This is a genomic window from Flammeovirga aprica JL-4, from assembly GCF_012844305.1.
Taxonomy (GTDB): domain Bacteria; phylum Bacteroidota; class Bacteroidia; order Cytophagales; family Flammeovirgaceae; genus Flammeovirga; species Flammeovirga aprica.
Genome location: NZ_JABANE010000018.1, coordinates 81,597 through 102,335 on the forward strand (window position 1 = coordinate 81,597; position 20,739 = coordinate 102,335).

General features: G+C 34.5%; 14 protein-coding genes. 8 read left to right on the forward strand and 6 right to left on the reverse strand.

The genetic code is table 11. The features are described 5' to 3' along the window. Positions 1-267 precede the first annotated feature (267 nt). The 4 genes from HHU12_RS08840 to HHU12_RS08855 all read left to right on the forward strand — a co-directional run bounded on the left by HHU12_RS08840 (position 268) and on the right by HHU12_RS08855 (position 7,323). Entirely contained in the window at positions 268-3,507 is a 3,240-nt protein-coding gene (locus tag HHU12_RS08840) for a S41 family peptidase (protein WP_169656378.1), read from the forward strand. A 205-nt stretch (positions 3,508-3,712) separates the two neighbouring features. Then, positions 3,713-6,211, forward strand: coding sequence for a hypothetical protein (locus HHU12_RS08845; RefSeq protein ID WP_169656379.1), 2,499 nt, complete (start codon positions 3,713-3,715; stop codon positions 6,209-6,211). A 121-nt stretch (positions 6,212-6,332) separates the two neighbouring features. Continuing rightward, positions 6,333-6,479 carry a hypothetical protein gene (locus HHU12_RS08850; protein ID WP_169656380.1) on the forward strand — a complete coding sequence of 49 codons (147 nt, stop codon included), beginning with the start codon at positions 6,333-6,335 and terminating at the stop codon, positions 6,477-6,479. 145 nt (positions 6,480-6,624) lie between these two features. Continuing rightward, entirely contained in the window at positions 6,625-7,323 is a 699-nt protein-coding gene (locus HHU12_RS08855) for a CatA-like O-acetyltransferase (RefSeq protein WP_169656381.1), read from the forward strand. Positions 7,324-8,240: 917 nt separating this feature from the next. Here the strand turns inward: HHU12_RS08855 and HHU12_RS08860 are convergent. From HHU12_RS08860 to HHU12_RS08875, 4 genes are all read right to left on the reverse strand, one after another. Next, the gene (locus HHU12_RS08860) at positions 8,241-8,783 is read right to left on the reverse strand and encodes a sigma-70 family RNA polymerase sigma factor (RefSeq protein ID WP_169656382.1); all 543 of its coding nucleotides are present in this window, start codon (positions 8,781-8,783) and stop codon (positions 8,241-8,243) included. Positions 8,784-8,869: 86 nt separating this feature from the next. Then, positions 8,870-9,220: a DUF6984 family protein gene (locus tag HHU12_RS08865; protein ID WP_169656383.1), complete on the reverse strand. Its 351-nt coding sequence runs from the start codon at positions 9,218-9,220 to the stop codon at positions 8,870-8,872. A gap of 79 nt (positions 9,221-9,299) precedes the next feature. Beyond that, complete coding sequence (locus HHU12_RS08870; protein WP_169656384.1) at positions 9,300-10,187, reverse strand: bile acid:sodium symporter family protein; 888 nt, start codon at positions 10,185-10,187, stop codon at positions 9,300-9,302. A 67-nt stretch (positions 10,188-10,254) separates the two neighbouring features. Then, positions 10,255-11,577: a DEAD/DEAH box helicase gene (locus tag HHU12_RS08875; protein WP_169656385.1), complete on the reverse strand. Its 1,323-nt coding sequence runs from the start codon at positions 11,575-11,577 to the stop codon at positions 10,255-10,257. Between the two features lie 201 nt (positions 11,578-11,778). Between HHU12_RS08875 and HHU12_RS08880 the strand changes: the two genes are divergently transcribed. Beyond that, a complete protein-coding gene (locus HHU12_RS08880; RefSeq protein ID WP_169656386.1) occupies positions 11,779-12,315 on the forward strand; it encodes a DUF3944 domain-containing protein in 537 nt (178 codons plus the stop codon). An 80-nt stretch (positions 12,316-12,395) separates the two neighbouring features. On the opposite strand, the gene HHU12_RS08885 is transcribed toward HHU12_RS08880, so the two are convergent. Next, positions 12,396-12,914 (reverse strand): hypothetical protein, encoded by a 519-nt coding sequence (locus HHU12_RS08885; protein WP_169656387.1) that lies wholly within the window; start codon positions 12,912-12,914, stop codon positions 12,396-12,398. Between the two features lie 730 nt (positions 12,915-13,644). On the opposite strand from HHU12_RS08885, the gene HHU12_RS08890 reads away from it, so the two are divergent. Genes HHU12_RS08890 through HHU12_RS08900 form a run of 3 tightly spaced genes read left to right on the forward strand, consistent with a single transcriptional unit; the run spans position 13,645 to position 19,100 of the window. Then, a complete protein-coding gene (locus HHU12_RS08890) occupies positions 13,645-14,733 on the forward strand; it encodes an efflux RND transporter periplasmic adaptor subunit (RefSeq protein ID WP_169656388.1) in 1,089 nt (362 codons plus the stop codon). 21 nt (positions 14,734-14,754) lie between these two features. Beyond that, complete coding sequence (locus HHU12_RS08895) at positions 14,755-17,784, forward strand: efflux RND transporter permease subunit (protein WP_169656389.1); 3,030 nt, start codon at positions 14,755-14,757, stop codon at positions 17,782-17,784. 5 nt (positions 17,785-17,789) lie between these two features. After that, positions 17,790-19,100 carry a TolC family protein gene (locus tag HHU12_RS08900; protein ID WP_169656390.1) on the forward strand — a complete coding sequence of 437 codons (1,311 nt, stop codon included), beginning with the start codon at positions 17,790-17,792 and terminating at the stop codon, positions 19,098-19,100. A gap of 690 nt (positions 19,101-19,790) precedes the next feature. On the opposite strand, the gene HHU12_RS08905 is transcribed toward HHU12_RS08900, so the two are convergent. Beyond that, the gene (locus HHU12_RS08905) at positions 19,791-20,429 is read right to left on the reverse strand and encodes a hypothetical protein (RefSeq protein WP_169656391.1); all 639 of its coding nucleotides are present in this window, start codon (positions 20,427-20,429) and stop codon (positions 19,791-19,793) included. Positions 20,430-20,739 lie beyond the last annotated feature (310 nt).

Consider the following 20,739-nt stretch of genomic DNA (forward strand, 5'->3'; position numbering starts at 1 on the left):
AACACATTTACAGCAGATTACAAGATAAGATGTAATTTATCAACCTTAAGTTATAGAACGACGAAAAATTATCTTAAATAATACACTGATTTATCTTATTTTAAGAAGTGTATAAAGTTCATAAAAAGATAATAATGCAACTGTGTCGCATTAAAATAACTCCTGTAATACAAATATCCTCTCGAAAAATTATTTCCTTCCTATTTTTTTATTAAGTTCACGCAGTGTCAAGACAAACTATAAATAAATTTTTAATCAATTCAATTTATGAAAAGACTAGTCTTTTTTGCCCTAATGAGTATTATAGGGTTTTCTAGCTTTGCTCAGTCCCCATTGTGGATGAGGTATCCATCGATCTCTCCCGATGGCTCAAAAATCACATTTGCATATCAAGGTGATTTATATGTTGTACCAACAAATGGAGGAAAAGCACAAGCAATTACACATCATGTAGCACATGATTATGCTCCCGTTTGGAGCCCTGACAGCAAACAAATTGCATTTGCATCTGACCGTTTCGGAAACTTTGATGTTTTCGTTATGAATGCAGAAGGCGGTGCACCTCAACGCTTAACGTATCATTCTAACAAAGAAATCCCATCATCATTCACACCTGATGGCAAATCAGTGTTGTACACTGCAACGATTTTGGACGATCAAAAAAGTGCTCAATTCCCTTATGCAAGGTTACCAGAACTGTATAGTATTGGGATTGAAGGAGGAAGACCTGAGCAGGTTTTAAGTATTTCTGCAGTCAATGCAAAATACAGTAAGGACCAAAAAACAATCCTTTATCAAGATGTAAAAGGGTATGAAGACAACTGGAGAAAACACCATACCTCTTCTGTGACTAGAGATATCTGGGTGTATGATATAGCTTCAAATAAGCACAAACAAATTTCCACTTTCAAAGGAGAAGACCTTTATCCTCAGTTTTATAAAGATGATCAAACCATCGTTTACTTAAGTGAGGAAGAAGGTTCTTTTAATGTTTGGACTACAAAACTTGACGGTAGTAACAAAGAAAGATTGACTTCTTTCGAAAAACACCCAATTCGTTTCCTAACGGTGGCTGAAGATGGAAAAATGTGTTTTGGGTATGATGGTGAAATTTACACTTTCGTGAAAGGGCAAACACCTCAGAAAGTGAATATTGAAATCCATAATGACAATAAAGTCAACAATGTCACTTTTGAGAGAAAATCAAGTGGCGGTAATCAGATTGCGGTTTCTCCTAATGGTAAAGAAATGGCCTTTATTTTAAGAGGTGATGTATTTGTAACTTCAGTAGATTATAATACTACTGTTCAAATCACTAAAACTCCTGAGCAAGAACGCTCAGTAAGCTTCTCCCCTGACGGCAGAAAACTTGTCTATGCAGGTGAAAGAAACGACTCTTGGAATATTTATACTTCTGAAATTGAAAATAAAGAAGATCTATATTTCGTTTCAGCTTCTTCATTTGTAGAAAAAGTGGTTACAGAAAAGGCTGAAGAAGAGTTCCAACCGATGTGGTCACCAAAAGGTGATGAAATTGCGTTTTTGGAAGAGAGAACTACTTTGAAAGTGATCAACCTTGATACTAAAAAAGAAAGGGTGATCTTACCTGGTACTTACAACTATTCTTATTCTGATGGAGATCAAGCGTATGACTGGTCACCTGACGGAAAATGGTTTGCAGTTCAGTACTCTCCTAATCAATGGACAAGCACTGATATTGCTTTAGTAGATGCATCTGGTAATCAGAATATTATCAACCTTACCGAAAGTGGTTATAACAGTGGTCAACCTAAGTTTGCAATGGACGGTAAAGCTATTATTTTCTCTAACGATCGCTATGGTTTTAGAAGTCATGGTAGCTGGGGTGCTGAAGATGATATATTCGCTTTATTCTTAACGAAAGAGGCTTTTGATGAATTCCAGCTTTCAAAAGAGGAGTTTGATTTATTGGAAGAAGCTAGAAAAGAGGCAGAGAAAAAGGAAAAAGAAGCAAAGAAGGAAGACGATTCTAAAAAGAAGAAAAAGAAAGGAAACGACAAAGAAGTTGATGAAAAAGAAGAAGCTTTAGTGATTGATTTTGATGGTATGAAAGACCGTATTTTACGTCTTACTATCAACTCTTCTTTTACATCAGATATGTTATTGACAAAAGATGGCAGTAAGCTGTTTTATATGTCAAGTTTTGAAGGTGGTTATGATTTATGGGCTAAAGATATCCGTAAAAATGAAACGAAATTAGTCTTGAAATTATCAGGCTATGGAGGCAATTTACAGTTTGATAAAGACCATAAAAATTTATTCTTCATCACAAATGGCAAATTTGCCAAAATGGACGTAAAGTCAAATAAAAGGAAAGGTATTTCTTATGGTGCATCCTATTATTTAGATCGTGCAGCGGAGAGAGAATATATGTTTGATCATGTGTGGAGACAAGTGAAAAAGAAGTTTTATGATTCAAATATCCACGGGATCGACTGGGAATATTACAAAACTTCATATGCTAAATTCCTCCCTTATATCAACAATAATTACGACTATTCAGAAATGTTGAGTGAGATGTTGGGAGAATTGAATGGTTCACATACAGGTTGTCGTTTCTATGCTCCTTCAAATGGTGATCAAACCGCTTCACTTGGTGCTTTCTATAATCCTGACTATCAAAATGATGGGGTAGAAATTCTTGAAGTGATTGAAGGAAGTCCACTGACAAAAGTGGAGGAAGATATAAAAGCAGGAATGATCATTACAGAAATTGACGGTCAAAAAGTAGTTGCAAATCAAGATTATTTCCAACTATTGAATCATAAAAAAGGCATTGCAACGCACCTTACAATTCTTGATCCTAGTAACAGCAAAGTATTTAGAACAGTAGTAAAACCTATTTCTCAAGGTAGTTTGGGTAACCTTCTTTACAAAAGATGGGTGAAACAAAGAGAAAAGGAAACAGAAGAAGCTTCTAATGGTAAAGTAGGTTACGTACACGTGAGAGGTATGAATAGTTCTTCTTTTAGAACTTTATACTCTGAAGCATTGGGTAAAAACTATAAGAAAGAAGCATTAATTGTAGATACGCGTTTTAATGGCGGTGGTTGGTTGCATGATGATCTTGTTACTTTCTTAAGTGGAAAAGTATATGCACAGTTTGTTCCAAACAATCAGAAATTCGGTACTGAACCGATCAACAAGTGGACGAAACCTTCTGCGGTTTTAGCTTCTGAAGGAAACTACTCTGACGCACACGCCTTCCCTTATGCATATAAAACATTAGGTATTGGCAAAATCATAGGTATGCCTGTACCAGGTACAATGACTGCTGTTTGGTGGGAAAGAATGCAAGATCCAACATTAGTTTTCGGTATTCCGCAAGTGGGTGTAAGAGATATGAATGGCAACTATTTGGAAAATCAACAAATTGAGCCAGATGTGAAAATTGCACAAGATAAGGATGTTGTTGTTGAAGGAATTGATCAACAATTACGCAAAGCAGTCGATGAACTATTAAAATAGATCTTATAAAATAGAGAAGCATCTCTTAGTCAAGAAGCTAGCATAAATTCGTTTTATGTTAGCTTTTTTTTAGTACAATACTTAGGATAATTTGAAAAAATCATGGTTTACTTTATTTTTGGATTGAGATAGATTTAATTCGTAATGATAATTAAACTACTCTTAAAAAAACCTTTTAAATGACAAACTAAACGTGACTACTAAAATGAAATTATTACGACTAATCCCCTTTGTCTTAATCACAGTCTTTGCACTGACAGGTTGGGAAGAGGTTTCTAGTATTGATCAATTAATTAAAATGATCAATACCAACAACCGATTGAAAACGAATGATGCTATTTATGTACACACCGATAAGCCCTATTATATGGCGGGCGAAAATTTGTGGTTCAAAGTATATTTAAGAAAGGCCTCTACCCTTTTGGGTGACCAATGGAGTAAAGCGGTCCATGTGGAACTTCTTTCACCTAGTGGAGAAATTGTTGATGAGAAAAAAATCTATGGTAAAGGTGATCACAGTAATGGTGACTTTAAACTGAGAACTGATTTAGAGGAAGGGCGTTATAGACTTCGTGCCTACACAAGCTGGATGAGAAACTTTGGCGACAGCAATTTTTTTAATCAAGAAATTCAAATCTATCAAATTAATCCTGATTCACTTAGAGTAGAAACTCCAGTATTGGAAGCTGGGACTACCAATGAACAGTTTTTAAATAGAAAGCAAAAATATGACCTTCAATTCTTCCCGGAAAGTGGTCAGTTTATTGAGAATTTATCGACCAAAATCGGTATTAAATTAGTAAATCAAAACGGTTATGGTGAAAAGTTCTCTGCTAAGGTTTATGACCAAAATGATGAACTGATCACCAAAGTAGAAAGTAATGACCTCGGTATGGGCAATTTCTTTATACATGCCTCAAACAATAACCGTTATTATGCTATTCTAGATAGAGATGCAAATGAGAAATCGCCGAAAAGGTATGCACTGCCTGAAGCTCAAAAGACTGGAACTACTCTTTTTGTTGTAAAAAGAAAGGACTTATATGTTAAGGTAATTTCTAGTAATGATGAATTAAAAGAAGGTGGCTATCTTTTGGCTTCCTCTGATAACAAAGTGCTGTATTCATGGAAATGCCCTGCCGATAAAAAGTTGATTCCTATCAAAATGCCTCTAGCGGATGTAAATAATGGCATCATCAAACTTACTTTGCTTAATCATAAATTGGAGCCTATTGTTGAAAGAGTTGTATTTCATTACACTCCTCAAGGGGTTAAACTGGGTTTAGATCGGGATGCTTACAAGAAAAGAGAAAAAGTAGAATTAAGCATTGATTTAAAAGACGAAAATGGAGATCCTCTTTCTGGGGATGCTTCAGTTGCAATTGTAGACCAAAAATTAGTAGATCTCTCTCAGAAAAAAAATAATATCATTTCTCAACTGATTTTGACTAATGAATTAAAGGGTAATATCGAAAACCCTTCATGGTATTTTGAGAATTTTGACGTCAAAAAGGAGTATGCCCTTGATGATCTGATGCTGACGCAAGGGTATAGAAAAATCAATTGGATTGAAGATGCTAAAGATAGTTTGGATTTGAAGTTTATTCCTGAGCCAGGTATATCTTTAAGAGGTAGAACGAGTAATTTCTGGAATGAAAAGAAATACCAGAAGTCGGAAATTACAATGACTTCATTGGATAGAGGCCTTATTCATGAATCTGTTTTAACAGACGACAAAGGTGGTTTTACTTTTACTGGAATGGTATTTTTTGATTCTACGAATTTTATTTTCCAAGCGAAAAAGTTTAGTGATAGAAGGCAGAAAGTGACGAATAATACTTCCGTTAAAATCTCGATTTTTGAATTAGAACCCCCTCTAGCCTCTCCTATTGGTGAGAAAAAAGCCGTTTTGCCAAAAGGTAACTCATTAGCCCAGTTTGAAAAAGAAATTTTAAATATAGAAAAAATAGACCGTGCTTTTAATACCAAAACCATCATTCTTGATGAAATAGAAATCGTTGACGAAGCAGAACTAGATGATTTTCAACCTTCTTCTAAGTTACACTCCAATTATACTGCAAGATATGTCACTGACTCTTTAGCCTATGCGGCTGGCCTTTCAGTATGGCAGTTTTTACAGCAGGAAATGAGAACTTCACAGGTACTTCGTCGCTCTGGTTTGATGGCTGGAAGCGGTGCTACGTTTGAAGAAGATGAAAATGGACAAACTATCGTAACGAGTGGAGGCAATCAAGAACTGCCGATTGTATTGGATGGTTTTCAAGTGGATATTGATATGTTGCAATCTATGTCCATGGCTGAAGTGGGATTTATTGATGTATTGGACATGACAGAAGGAAGTATCTACACATCCAATTCTCTTAATGGCGTAATTGCAATTTACACTAGTCAAGGTGGAGGCGGTTCTTATGTAGTGAAAGGGATTGATAGTATTATTTCTCCAGGTTTTTACACAAGCAGAACTTTCTATCAGCCAAAATACGATGTACAGAGTGATGATCATGCTAAACCTGATCATAGAATCACTCTATTGTGGGAGCCTAATATTACTTTTGATGAAAATGGAAAAGCTAATATTACTTTCTTTACGGATGACAAAGCCACAAACTATCAAGTAGAGATTGAAGGCATAACCACTTCAGGTAAACCGTTTTACAACACAACTTCTTTTACGAATAATTAAGATTTAGAGCCAAAAAGTTCATTTTGTTAACACTCTAAAATGTATTGAACTCAAGTATAGGTTCTCCGTTTGTTTAAAGTGAAAGAACAACTCTTTTAAATCAAAATAAAGAATCTATACTATGAAAGACATTTTAGACATTATCAAAGGAGCTACAGTAATTATCGGTACATTAGGCGTTATTTTGGCAGGTGTTCATTTTGGAATTCAACCCAAAGCAAACCCTTTACAGGAAGTGCCACAAACACATGTTTATACTGGTAATTAATTAAAATATAAATATTAAAAAGAGAGTCATGTTGATACGTTCAGCATGACTCTTTTTTGTATTGAAACTTATTTAGATTTAACTCTCTTAGATAAAGAAAGAATACCATTAAATTTGAAGATCTTTACGCCCTAAATTGATCAAAATGGAAAAAGACGAATTACTCCAGAAATACGGTGGAAAAAAGTTAAAAATGGACGAAGTGAGTTCTTATGAACAATGGTCCTTGGACTTTTTTCACCAAAAAGAAATTGTTAGAGAACCTAATCTACAAATGACCCTTCAGGTAGATATCACTAAAGGGTATCAGTTTTATAAGGAAAATTTAAAACAATATGAAGGTGCTTCTTTTACCGCTTACTTGATGTGGGCTTTAGTTGAAGCAATGAAAAAGCACCCCTATTTCAGATATAGAAAACTAGACGATGAATGGTATGTCTTTGATAATCTTCCGGTCTTCTCTCCTATTGCTGTAGGCGGTGAAACAAGATTTACAGAGATTATTGTGGAAGACCCTGCCCTTTCTACTGTTGAAGAATACTTCAAAAATTACAAGAAGTGTTTGGATTATGCTTTCAATAGAGATGGCAATTTCGAACCTTTACCGGTTTTAGTTTGGGCTTCTACACATTTTATTGGCAACTTACCCAACCTTCAATTTACAAGTTTTCAATTGCATGCTTCAGCTTTGGACTCTGCTAGACCTTATTTCTATTTTGGCAAGCGTTACCAACAAGGAGAACAATTATTGATTCCTTTGTCTATTACGTTTGATCATTCTAGCCTTGATCCTTATGTTCTTTCAGCTTTTATGGCCGATTTTGAAGCGATATTAAATAAATAGAGTTTTCAATTCGATAAAAAAAGTCCATCAGGAATTTAATTTTCTTGATGGACTTTTTTAAGTAATAAGCCAAAAATAAATGATAATTAATTCTTGATTATTTTTTATGAGTACAACGCTGAAAAACGTATAAATAGTGGTTCTATTTAAAGTTTTTTAAAAGGCAGTAATCAGAAAAAATAATATGAATTGGTGTTATTTAATTTTGTCTTATTACTTAGTTATGTTTGGTTTAGCAACAGTCTGGCTTACAACATCCCGTAATTGTAGTCGCATCTACCTCTTTTTTATCTAGTGGAGTTGCTTTAGGTTCGCAATCACAGTTGCAAGAATCCACTGTTTGTTTGTCACAAGTACAAGTGCAATTCCCTTCTTCATCACACTTACATTCGCAAGTACATTCTTTACCATCTTCGCTTTTACAAACACATTTGCCATTTTCATCATAAGTACACTCACAGCAATCACATGTACAGTTGCACTTATTATCTTCGCAGCATTTAATTTCTTTTTCGCTCATTGTTTTATTTGTTAGAAGTGTTCCAATCATTTTCACCCCTATAGACGTGGAAGTTTAAAAAAGACGCATCAATCAGAAAAAAAATCAACCTCTATTGCCTAATATCACCCAATGAAAAAGGTCCATAAGAATATTATAATTTTATCCTTATAGACCTTTTAATTTGATTTAGAAAAGCTTAGCAGCAGTCTGCATCTTTTGAAGTGCACTTGCAAGTACCGTTCTCCTCTTTAGTACAAGAACAGCAATCACAGTTACAAGTACAGCTGTTATTATCGGCACATTTGATATTTTTATCGATCATTTCTTTTAAATTTTAGAGGTGATTAATCCATTTTCACTTCTATAGACGAGCTTTTTGAAAAGGGACGCAGAAAAAACGAAAAAACTTTAATCATTAATGGCAATTACCTGATTTACAATCAAAAGTAATATTACCAAAACCATCATCAACCTGAGTGCAACAAGTCTCAAAAGAATGTTTTAATTGCTCCCTGCCTCTCTGTACTCTTGACTTAACGGCCGAATAAGATAGTTGATGTTGGTGTGCATATTCTTTTTGTGAAACTCTCTGATACGTTACTTTCATTAAAACATCTTGATATTTTTCGGGCAACTGTAAAATAAAAGGTTTTACACAGGCTTCACAAGCTTGAAGATTGCTATCTGTATCATCAAACTCTTGTGGTAAATCCATCTGATCGACATCAAATGTACTGTTCTGTTTTCTTTTTCTATAAAAGTCAATGATAGAGTTTCTAGTAATCTGATAGATCCAGCTCCCTAACTGTTTTTCATCTTTCAGTAATGCTTTTTTCTCATGTATCTTAATAAAGACGTCCTGAAGAATATCTTGTACCTCATCTTTTTCATTTACTTTTGAAGTAATAAAACCTTCGAGTTCTTGATGAAAATTATTCCAAATGTCTTTTGTATTCATATCTATACTTTTGGATTGTAGACGGTGATAATTAAGAAAGATGCATAAAAGCGACAGCTTTTTTGAAAGCAAAATTGTAATCTACTCTATACTAGACCATTATTATTGAAAACCTGAACGTCTTCCGGCTTAGGATATTGCTGTAATTTAGAAAAATCTTTTTTCCAGAAATCCATATCTAAAATCTCATTGCTCTCACTTTTTGTCAATGTAATCACTACAGGAACACTATCAATATCTCTATAGATAACTTGAATGATGTCTCCTTTATAAGGTGATTTTTCAGGAGGGGTAAAATTAATACTCCCCATCTTACCATTCTCATAATCATCCACCATAGTAGGCAATTCAAAATCCGATGGGTTTTCTCCTCCCAATTGAATTAAATGATTTGCCAAAATAAGCTCTTCTTCTCTAACTTCTCTTCTTTCTGCCATAACTTTTTTATTTGTAAAATTACACAAAAATAGCCCTATGATACGAATATCATAGGGCTATTGTCAATTCAGTTAATATTTATTTAGATTCTGAGAAGCCTAATACTTCTTCCTTCTTATTCTTTTTAGAGAAGATAAAAATCACTGCTCCTGAAGTGAAAAACATAATCAATGAATACACTCCTGCTGCAATAGATAGATCAACTCTACCCATGATACCAATCGCTATTGTGATAGCCATTGTACCGTTTTGAATACCCGTTTCAATGGCAATTGAAGTGGCTTGAGCTGATTTCAGTTGTGCTAATCGGGCCACTGCATAACCTAATCCCATAGTAATGATATTCAATAAAAGTGTAGCCATGCCTGCTTGCGCAAAATAAGCAATCACATTGTTTCTTTCCTTTACCACTATGCCCACAATCATTACAATTAGAATAACTGTTGAGGCAATACGTGTGGGCTTTGCCATTTTTTGAGCAAAACTGGGTAAAAATTTACGAATACTCATTCCAAGGATGATTGGAACGATACTCACTATCAATATCTTTTTGATAGTATCAGGCACATCTAATAAGATCGTTTGATCTTGACTTAGAAAGAATGATGAACCTAAGTTGATCACAAATGGAATGGTAACAATGGTAGCAAAACTGCTTACCGCTGTCAGGGTAACAGACAATGCTGTATCTCCATTGGCCAAGTGCGTGATAAGATTGGAGGTTGGTCCACCCGGACATGCCGCCAGAATAATTAAGCCTAAAGCAATAAATGAAGGCAGGGCGAGGTAATAAGCAATTCCGAAAGCGATAATTGGCAAGACTACAATTTGTAATACAAGTCCAATCAAAACCGCCCAAGGTTTTTTAATAATCCTTTTGAAATCGTCAGGTACCAAAGATAATCCCATACCAAGCATAATTATTGCTAAGGCAATGCCTAATAATAAGGTGCTCGTTTGATTCATAGTAACAGTAGTTTATAGTTAGATTAAATACTCGCACTACTTGTCAGATAGAATCATGCCAAACACGTTACTTTGCTATGGCTACACGGATCTTTATTTTCTTCACTTTTTCTTTATTGACGATCTCGGCTACCTCCTTTGCTTTGGATCTTTTCACCGCCACAAACGACATAAAGTCTTTCACCTCAATCAAACCAATCTCTTCTTTCTGCAGTTTTCCTTTCTTGGCTAATAAACCTACGATATCAATTTTATTGATCTTATTTTTCTTACCGCCACTGATATAAAGTGTTTCCCACTCTGGTAATTCTGGCATTTTTTCAACAGAAGGTAACGATAAGTGAACAGGGGTGTTTTCAATATACTCCGGAAACTCATCTTCTGAAGACATTACAAGGTAAGTCACTCCTTCTTTGTCCATTCTTGCTGTCCTTCCGTTTCTATGGATAAAGGCATCTTCTTTTGGTGGTAATTGATAGTGGATCACATGTTTGATGGAAGGAATATCCAATCCTCTTGCCGCTAAATCGGTCGTCAAGAAAACATGTACAGAACCATTTCTAAATTTTGTCAGAGCCCTTTCTCTCTGTTCCTGATCCATGCCACCGTGGAAAGATTCTTGAGGTATATTATTTTCTTTCAGATGTTCTCCAATACGGTCCACTGCCGCTCTATGATTACAGAAAATTAATGTAGGTTCATCCGCTACTTTGCAAATCAATTTGAAAAGTACAGCCAATTTGTCTACACCATCAGACTGAACAAACTTCAATTCTAACTTTGGAGGCAACTGTCCGCCAAGATGATTCATCACCACTGGATTGGTCATCTTCACAAACTCAGGGATTTCATCACTTTCAGTGGCAGAGGTCAACATTTTATAATGGATCGATCGAAGTTCCTCAATGATAAACTCCATGTCATTCTGAAAACCAAATTCCAAAGCTTTATCAAATTCATCCAAAATCAAAAACTCAACACAACTGAAATCAAATGTTTCTTTATCAATATGATCTGCTAATCTACCTGGAGTCCCCACCAAAACATGTGGAGGATTAGAGAGGTTTTTCTCTTCAATCTTAAAAGAATGACCACCATAAACACTATTAATGGAGAAAGCTGTTCCCATGCTCTTAAAAACACCTTCAATTTGCAAAGCCAATTCTCTTGATGGAGCGATGATCACACACTGTACTTCTTTTAAATCAAAATTGATTTTGTTGATCAGAGGTAATAAGAAAGCCAATGTTTTTCCAGACCCCGTAGGTGAAAGTAAAATCAACTCTTCATGCTTCTTTGAATTTTCTATTGTCTCCTTTTGAATGGTATTAAAAGATTGAAAACCAAGGTGATTTTGTATTTGCTCTAAAGATTGATTATGCTTTTTCATGGTGTCTTATATTGTTTTATGGAATATACCTCACTTCCATTGAAATAGAAAGCGGATGCGAAGATAACATAATGTTGGCAATTCAAAAGCACTAGAATGTAATCATACGTTAACCTCCCGCAACAAAATCTAATAAATCAATCTTTGCACACCTACATTCAGTATAAGTTAATAGTTAAACAAAAAAAACGTATAATGGTGTTGGACAAAGATTTACATTTTATAGGCGAATGTGATAACAAGCAATTAGGAATTTTATTTAATATTTTGTGTTTTGAGCAAGATCAATCGCTAAGAAAGCGAAGCAGGTTGCTCAATTCTATTGAATCTCAAGTTTTTGAGGAAGATTATTATAAATATTCAATACGAATCGGACAAGAATTACAAGTACTTGGAAATACAACTTTAGCGGGTTTATTAAGAGAGGAAAAAGTACCATACTTTCAAATACTTCAAAACCTGCTTGATAAATTATACGTTCCATATTCTTCAGGAAAAAATTGTTTAGAATTAGAACAACAGCTTTTAAACCACCTTCATGAAAAGGCTTTGGGTATCAAAAATTCTGGGGTAACTTCACTGCCCTTTGAAATATTAGTAAAGGAAGGAATGACCGAACAGATAGAAGGTTCTCCTAAAGATAGATGCCTATTACCTGCAGTCATTTATATTTCATTATTAAGGGCAAACTTGGGGAAAGGAAATCAGCAAAAAGGAAGAGAAACACTTCTGCAATAAATTTTGCTTTACATAAATGAAATCCCCCAATTGGCTATCATCGCCAATTGGGGGATTTTGTTATTCAAATTCTTTCGTTTTTACTCAAAGAATAACACAAAAAGTGTCAATGCTATTCCTCCCATTGTAAAATATATCCCTTTCTTGAAAATCTTTGTTTTGGGGGCAAACATCCAAAATGTAGAAAGTACAAAGAAGAAAAGTGATACTCCAAAGAATATATTCAAAAAGAAAAGCGGATCACCTGATGTTGCCTTATGCATATGATTCATTTTCTCAATCATATAAGGCTGTTTTTTCAAAGTATACTTTGCCTCACCTGTCTTTGCATTATATGTACCTTGCTTGTAGTAATATAGATCTCCATCTACTTTACTGACTTTTAACCTTCTCACACCTATGGCTTTACCAATTTTGTCTTTTGCTAGCCCTGCATCAACTGTTTTCTCGAAGTAATAATCCCTTTTAAGAAAATCAGTATCTCTAAAAATTAAAATTATACCACTAAATGCATATACGGCCATTATACCTGCTAGAAAAAAGCCAAGATATCTATGAATGATACGCATCCAGTAAGCAGTTGAATTCTTTTTTGCCATGTTTAGTTTAAATTTTGAATCAGTCTAATGAATAATAATGCAATGATACACATTTCAAAGAAGCCATAAAAGAAGACTCCGTATTCAAGCATTAAAATAATACAAAAATAAGTTTCAATAATCGCATAACATAGTATAAAATACTTATTTAGATATTTATTCTAAATGATAGAAAAAACCATAAACTGAACTAAATCACTTCATATAACACATTATTAATTTTAAGTTACTTTCACATTTAAATCTAAAAAAACAAATTTTGTTTGTGATTATATCCTTTACCCCACTGAGTTCTAAAAACTTGAAGCTAAATTGAATGATATTGGACTTAGAAAGTTTATTTTTAATTAAAACTAAATCAACAATACGCTATCTTACTGACTATCTTCATTTTAAAGAATAACAATCTTAATTAAACCCTTATTACTATGTATTGTAAAATAAAGCATTCACTTTAATATTTACCCAGAACTCTTATAAAACCAAATGATCTAAATGGTATTACACCTTTCAATAATAGGTTTTATTACAACTAATAATTTTCGGAATAAAAAATTATATTTTTCCATGAAAAAACTGATTATAAGGGTAATAACTCCAACAAAACCCTTGTAATATTTAAGACAAATAAAGATATTAATACTTATTAACAATGGTATTAAATCATTCGTTCGTTCAATATCGTATTAGAAATACATAATCATTAATACAGATAACTCACTTATTCAACATGAAAAAAAATTTAACAATTTCTATTTCATTACTTTTCTTATTCTCGTTACTGTTTTCTTGTTCTGAAGAAGAGCAACAAAAAAAAGAAGTGATCAGACCAGTAAAAGTAATCACAACAACTACTGCAGATTATCTTTCTAATAAAACATTTAGTGCAACAACAAAAGAGACAAAAGAATCGAGTCTTTCTTTTAGAGTGGGCGGACCACTTATCAGATTGAACGCTGAAGAAGGCCAAGATATTAAAAAAGGAAATTTGATTGCCGAAATTGATCCTCGTGATTTCAAAATAAACGTTCAAGCAAAGAAAGCACGTTTTATTCAAGCGAAGGCTGAGAAAACAAGATATGAAGGTCTTTTGGCCAAAGGGTCTATTCCTCAAAATGAATATGATCAGAAATTAGCGGCTTATCTTATTGCAAAATCAGAATATGAAGACGCAGAGAATGCACTGAAGGACACAAAATTATATGCTCCTTTTAATGCTATCGTTTCTAAAAAATTAGTTGAGAATTATCAAGAAGTCGCTGCAAAGCAACCTATTGCTAGCTTATTGGACTTCTCTGCTATTGAGGTCAAATTCACTATTCCTGAAAGCTTTATTCGTTACTTTGATTATGTAACAAGTTTTAAAGTAAAATTAAACGCCTACCCTGATGTAGTTTTCGATGCTACATTAAAAGAAGTTGGTGCCCGCTCAGAAGGTGCTACAGGTTTCCCTGTTTTCTTATACCTAACGACTACGAAAGATATGATCAAAAATACACCGGTTGGTTCAGGTATGGCATGTCAGGTGACGGTGGAAATGGATCAGAGAAATACTTCTAGAGGCGATGTGATCTTGTTGCCTATTTATTCTGTTCTTCAAAAAGGAGCGGATAAATCTCCTTCAGTAATGGTGTTTGATCCTGCTAAAAAAGTAGTGAACAAAAGAGAAGTTCGTTTAGGTCAATTAGTTGATAAAGATAAAATACAAATACTTGGTGGTCTTAAATCAGGTGAATTAGTAGTGGAATATGGAGCTAATTTACTTCAAGACGGGCAAAAAGCCAGAGTTCTTGATTTCAATCCAACTGCTTCTAAATAACAACTTCATAAAAGATATAACATGAGTATTGCAAAGTATTCCATTGAAAATAAAAAAGTAATACACTTCTTTCTCGTCGTATTACTGGTCGCGGGTATACAATCTTTCTTTAATCTTGGTAAACAAGAAGATGCCCCATTTACCATCAAACAAGTAATCATCACTACTGAATATCCTGGAGCAACCCAATGGGAAGTTGAGGAACTGGTGACAGAGGTGATTGAAAAAGAGCTTCAAAAAGTAGGTTACTTAAAACAAATCAAATCAGAATCAAGAAGAGGTTTATCTCAGATTGACCTTGAGATTGTTCCTAACTTTGATCCAGACCAATTGCAACAAAAATGGGATGAGATCAGACGTAGAGTGAGAGATGCTGAATTGAACTTGCCAGAAGGCGCTGGTCCAGTAAATATAAACGATAACTTCGGTGATGTATTAGGTATGTACTATGCCTTAAAAGCTGAAAATGGTATTGACCCTAACACGCTGAGAGATTATGCGATTTATATTCAAAAGAATTTAAAACCGATTAAAGGAGTTGCAAAAGTTGTTTTATATGGTCAACAAAATCCAGTAATCGATGTTGAGATCTCTCAAACAAAATTAGCCAATCTTGGTGTAAGCCCTACGGACGTTTTTAATACAATCGAACGTCATAACAAAATTGTGCAAGGCGGTACTTTCAACTCTGGAAGAACTTCATTAAAAGTAGATGCAACTAATTCTTTCAGCAGTATTGAAGATATTCAAGACCTGATTATTAAAGGTAAAAACGGTCAGCAATTCCGTTTAAGAGACATTGCAACTGTTAAACAAGCGTTCCAAGACCCTGCCGATGTATTGATGAGAGTAAATGGTCAACCTGCTATCGGTATTGCTGTTTCAAATGAAGCAGGATTGAATATTGTGGAAACAGGTGAGAAAGTTGAAGCCAAATTAGAGGCTTTAAAAGCTACAATTCCTGTTGGTTTAGAGCTTGTAGGTATCTACCATGAAGATAGAGTAGCACAGGAAGCAAACATGGATTTCATTGACAACTTAGTAATGTCAGTAATCATCGTAGTTTTGATCTTGATGTTTGCCATGGGCGTAAGACCTAGTTTATTGATCGGTTCAAGTTTAGTATTTGCCATTGTAACTACCCTTGTATTTATGGAATACATTGGCTTGACACTGAACAGAACAACACTTGCGGCGATTATCATTGCAATGGGTATGTTGGTAGATAATGCGATTGTGGTCGCTGATAATGCTATCAATGCAATGAAGAAAGGTGTGAAGAAAAAAGAAGCTTTAGTTAGTGGTGCTTCAATTCCACAGTGGGGTCTTTTTGGTGCGACGTTTATCGCTATCTTCTCTTTCCTTCCGTTGGCCTTGGCAACGGATGATACAGCAGAAACTATTCAACCATTATTCTACGTATTGTCAATCTCATTACTTTTAAGCTGGGTATTTGCCCTTACTCAGACAGTGGTTTATGGTGACTTTATGTTGAAAGAACCAAAAGAAACAGGTGATCCTTATGATAATGCATTCTTCAAAACATTCAGAGGTTTATTAGAAAAATTAATCCAACATAGATGGATCAGTTTAGGTGGTGTAATTGCAGTGTTTGTGGCTTTCGCAATGTGGGGTAACTCAGTGAAGCAAAGTTTCTTCCCATTCGTATCGAAACCATTATTCAAAGTAGATTACTGGTTGCCTACTGACACCCCTATCGACTTCACTTATGAAGATTCTAAAAAACTTGAAGATTTCTTATTAAGACAGCCTGAGGTAGAAACTGTATCGATCACAGTGGGTAGCACACCTCCAAGATATTATTTGGCTTCTGTATCATGGAGTAGCACTAGAAACCTTGCTTCTTTCTTGGTACAAGTGAAAGACCCATCAATGTCAAATGACGTGATGATGAGAGCACAGCAATTTGCTACAGATAGTTTACCTCACGCCATCAGTGTATTCCAGTTGTTTAAAGCTGCTCCAACGCCAAAAGCGGATATTGAAGCTTGTTTTACAGGTCCTGATCCAGTGGTATTAAGAGAGTTAGCTGAAGAAGCAAAAAGAAGAATCGCTCATGTAAAAACAGCGAAAAACTTCAGAGATAACTGGAGAGAAAAAACACCAATCTGGAAACCTATCTATTCAGAAGAAAAAGGTAGAAGATTGGGCGTAACGAAAGAACATATCGCCACTGCCACTCGAATGTTGAGAGAAGGTGTGAAAGTAGGTGAATACAGAGAGAGAGATAAGAGAATGCCAATTCTGGTAAAAGAAATTACGAGAAAGAATTACGACAATAGTAATTTAGGTACAATTCCAGTCTTCTCCGATGAAGGAAAAATGGTTCCCCTTGATCAAATTGTTGACGATTACGAATACAAATACGAAGAGGATTGGGTTTGGAGATACAACCGTCAGAGAATGATCGCTGTACAATGTGACGTAGTTTTTGGTTACGAAAGTCCTGAGGTTGAAAATGAAATTGTTCCTATCATTGAAGCAATGGAACTTCCGGAAGGTTACACATTATTCTGGGACGGTCTGAAAAGATACCAACAACAGTCTAATGAAGCGATTGCTGCTCCTCTTCCAATTGCAGCCGTATTGATGCTAGGTGTATTGATCATCTTATTCAAAGGCTTCAGAAAACCAATGGCGATCATCGCGATCTTACCATTGATTTGGGTAGGTATCATCTTAGGTATGAAAGTCTTCGGACAAACTATCGGATTCATGGCCATCTTAGGTCTATTAGGATTGGTAGGTATGGTAATCAAAAATGCCATCGTACTGGTGGAACAGGTAGAGATAGAAATGGAATCCGGTCTCAATGAATATGAAGCCTTGATTATGGCGGCACTTTCAAGAACAATTCCAGTATCCATGGCCGCCGCTACAACAATCTTGGGTATGGCACCAATCATCACCGATCCATTGTTTGGAGGTATGGCAGCCGCAATTATGGGTGGTTTATTTGCCGCTACCATCGCTACCCTAGTAGTGTTACCAATATTCTACGCGATTTTCTTCAACTTAAAAAAGGCTTAATTGTAATGAAAAAATATATCTTATTCGTCTTTTCAGCTTTATGCTTCTCTTTGAGTACTCAAGCACAAGAGGTATTAAAAGTGACAGATTACAGGCAAAAAGTATTGGAATATAATCAAGATATCCAATCCGCTCAAATGCAAATCAGTGCTGCAGATGAGTATATCAAAGTAGCTAACAGCGATAAAGGTCCTAAGATTGACGCTGGTGCAAGTTATAGTTACACAGGACGTCCATTTGATCCAACAGGTTTTAAGCCTGTTGGGGCTCCTGATGATCAATGGTTGCCAATTCATCATAACTACAACGCCAACATTACCATCAAACAGGATTTATATACTGGCGGAAGAGTGAAAAGTGCAATTAAATTGGCGCAAATGAAAAAAGAAATCGCCACTGCACACCGTGATTATACTGGATCTGAGCTTTTATTTTATGCTGATAAATTATACTGGAAAAGTGTAGGTGATAAAGAGTCTTTAGAGCTTGCTCGTCAATACCAAAATTCAGTACAAACGTTAGTAGATGTTGCAAAAAACAAATACGAAGCTGAGATTGTCAGTAGAAATGACCTTTTAATGGCTGAAGTGAAACTGAATGAGGCAGAACTTGAAGTCTTGAAAGCACAAAACAACTACAATATTTCCATCATGAACCTGAACAGATTGATGGGTAAAGAAATTATCTCAACAACAGTTGTTGAAGATACAGTGGACTTCTCTGAATTTATTTTTGATACCAACGATGTCGTTTCAAGAGCTTTAGATCAGAGGGCAGAAATCAAGCAATCAGTAGCACAAGTTAAAGCTACACATGCTAATGCTGATTTAACTGCATCAAAGTATAAAGGTAACCTTCATGTTTTTGCAAAAGGCTTGTACGGTGCTCCATCACCACAATTAGCCAATGCTCCAGAAGGAAATTACTATGCAGGTGCTGGGTTCTCAATTCCGATTTATCATACAGGGAAAAAGAAAAGAGAATTGGCGGCGAGAAAAATCGAAACTGAGATTGCAGTTTTAAATAAAGAAAAAATAACAGACCAAGTTATTTTGGATATTAATGAAGCAAGATATATTCTTGATGAAGCGGCAAAAAGAGTGGAATTGACCAATGCTTCACTAGCAAAAGCTGATGAAAACTTGAAAATGATTACGGACCGTTATAAAGATGGTTTATCACCAATCATTGAAGTTACAGATGCTCAAGTGAACTGGCAATTGGCTTATGCTGAATATATAGATGCTAAGGTGAAATATAAAGTAGCTTGTACGAATATCGAAAAAGCAAGCGGCGATTTATATCAATCAAAATAAATAAGTGATTATTGAAGAAGGGGTCAGTGAGAATTGGCTCCTTTTTTTGTGCTCAATTTTTAGATACTAACAAAAATGTTCAAAGACAAAAAAGCCATCCCACTTTAGTATAACCGGGATGACAATTTATTAATACGATGTCTGGTATCGTTTATAATAAAATGATTAACAATAGTACTATTATCACTACATAATAACCTTTTATCTAATCTCCTTTTTTGCTTTAAAAATGGAGAAAGTCATACATAAAATGGATGAGGAGGATTAGTCAAGATTCGTGCATGAAAGTGTATAGCATAAAAAAAGTGTTAGGTAATAAAAAATTCCAGCGTATTTGATATACCTTAAAATTCCAACTTGAAACGACGTCTTCCTCTTAAGATTTATTATACTACTAATGTAAATGATATTTTATTTATCACACTAATGTGTAGAATATTACACGCATGATTTTAACATATTTTTAGATAACAACGTGAATTATTTTTAATTTTAGACAATAAAAGTGGTTGAATTAATTTTTTTCACTAATTCAAATCTGAAAAAATTTAAAAGTTTGATAAGATGTTACGCTGTTACTTTGAGTACGATATCCTTTTTCTATGCAGTTCTGTGCTAATATTTAGAGAAAAGAGAAAAATAACAAAACCTTTTGTTGAGTGGGAAGTAGTTGAATAAAGCCCCAACTACCTATTCCCTTACTGCCATAAGACTAATATTTACTATCACTCCTATAGCAATAAATAAAATAGCTGGTAAAGGTGCTTTCAATATGAAATAAAGAATACTCTGATTGATTATTACCTTGTCAGGAGATAATTCATTTGAACGGATTATTTTCGTGTTCCATGTTGAATTGTCTATCCAAAAATCATAATTATTGTAGTTCACTGTTTCTCCTGCTCTTTCAGTAATATTGTAAACATAATCAGGTAGTATTTCTTGATGTATCAAGACACCGGATCTTGAAAATAATAACCTTTTATTACCTCTAGCTGTAACAACTTGAATATTTTGACTTTTTGTTTTCAGCATCTTAAATACACCATTTCCAGCCTTTACATTCCAACTATTAACAAACTCACCTAATTGATTGTAACATAGTATCTTACTGTAAAACTGTGAACTTAAATATATGAATCCATCTTGATCAATAATAATATCTTGAACATCGCTCAACGGGACCTCACCTTTATAATCAAACTTATCAGATGAAAGTATAACGCCGCTTAAAAAAGAGCATGCTCCAAAAATCATCAAAAATACACCAATAATTCTTAGTCGGATTTTAAAATTTGATGTTAGTTTTATTAGACTTATTCTATTCATTTTATCTCAATTTACACTTTCAGCTAAGTTACAAATGCACCTGAAAGTATCTTGCATATTCCCTTTAGATGAACTTATTCAATACTCTCTTTCAAACTCTTATAAAAAAGTGTTTGCTTTATAACATTATATAAATCAATACTAAGTATATGACAAAAAAAATGACTTTCCATCGAATTGATTAAATTTGAATTTCGACATACAAAATTTCTCAATTATGGAAAGTCAACACGAATATACGAAATTGTTTGAAAAAATAAATTCACAGATCAAAATCAACAAAGCTAGATTAGATTGTTTGACATATCTA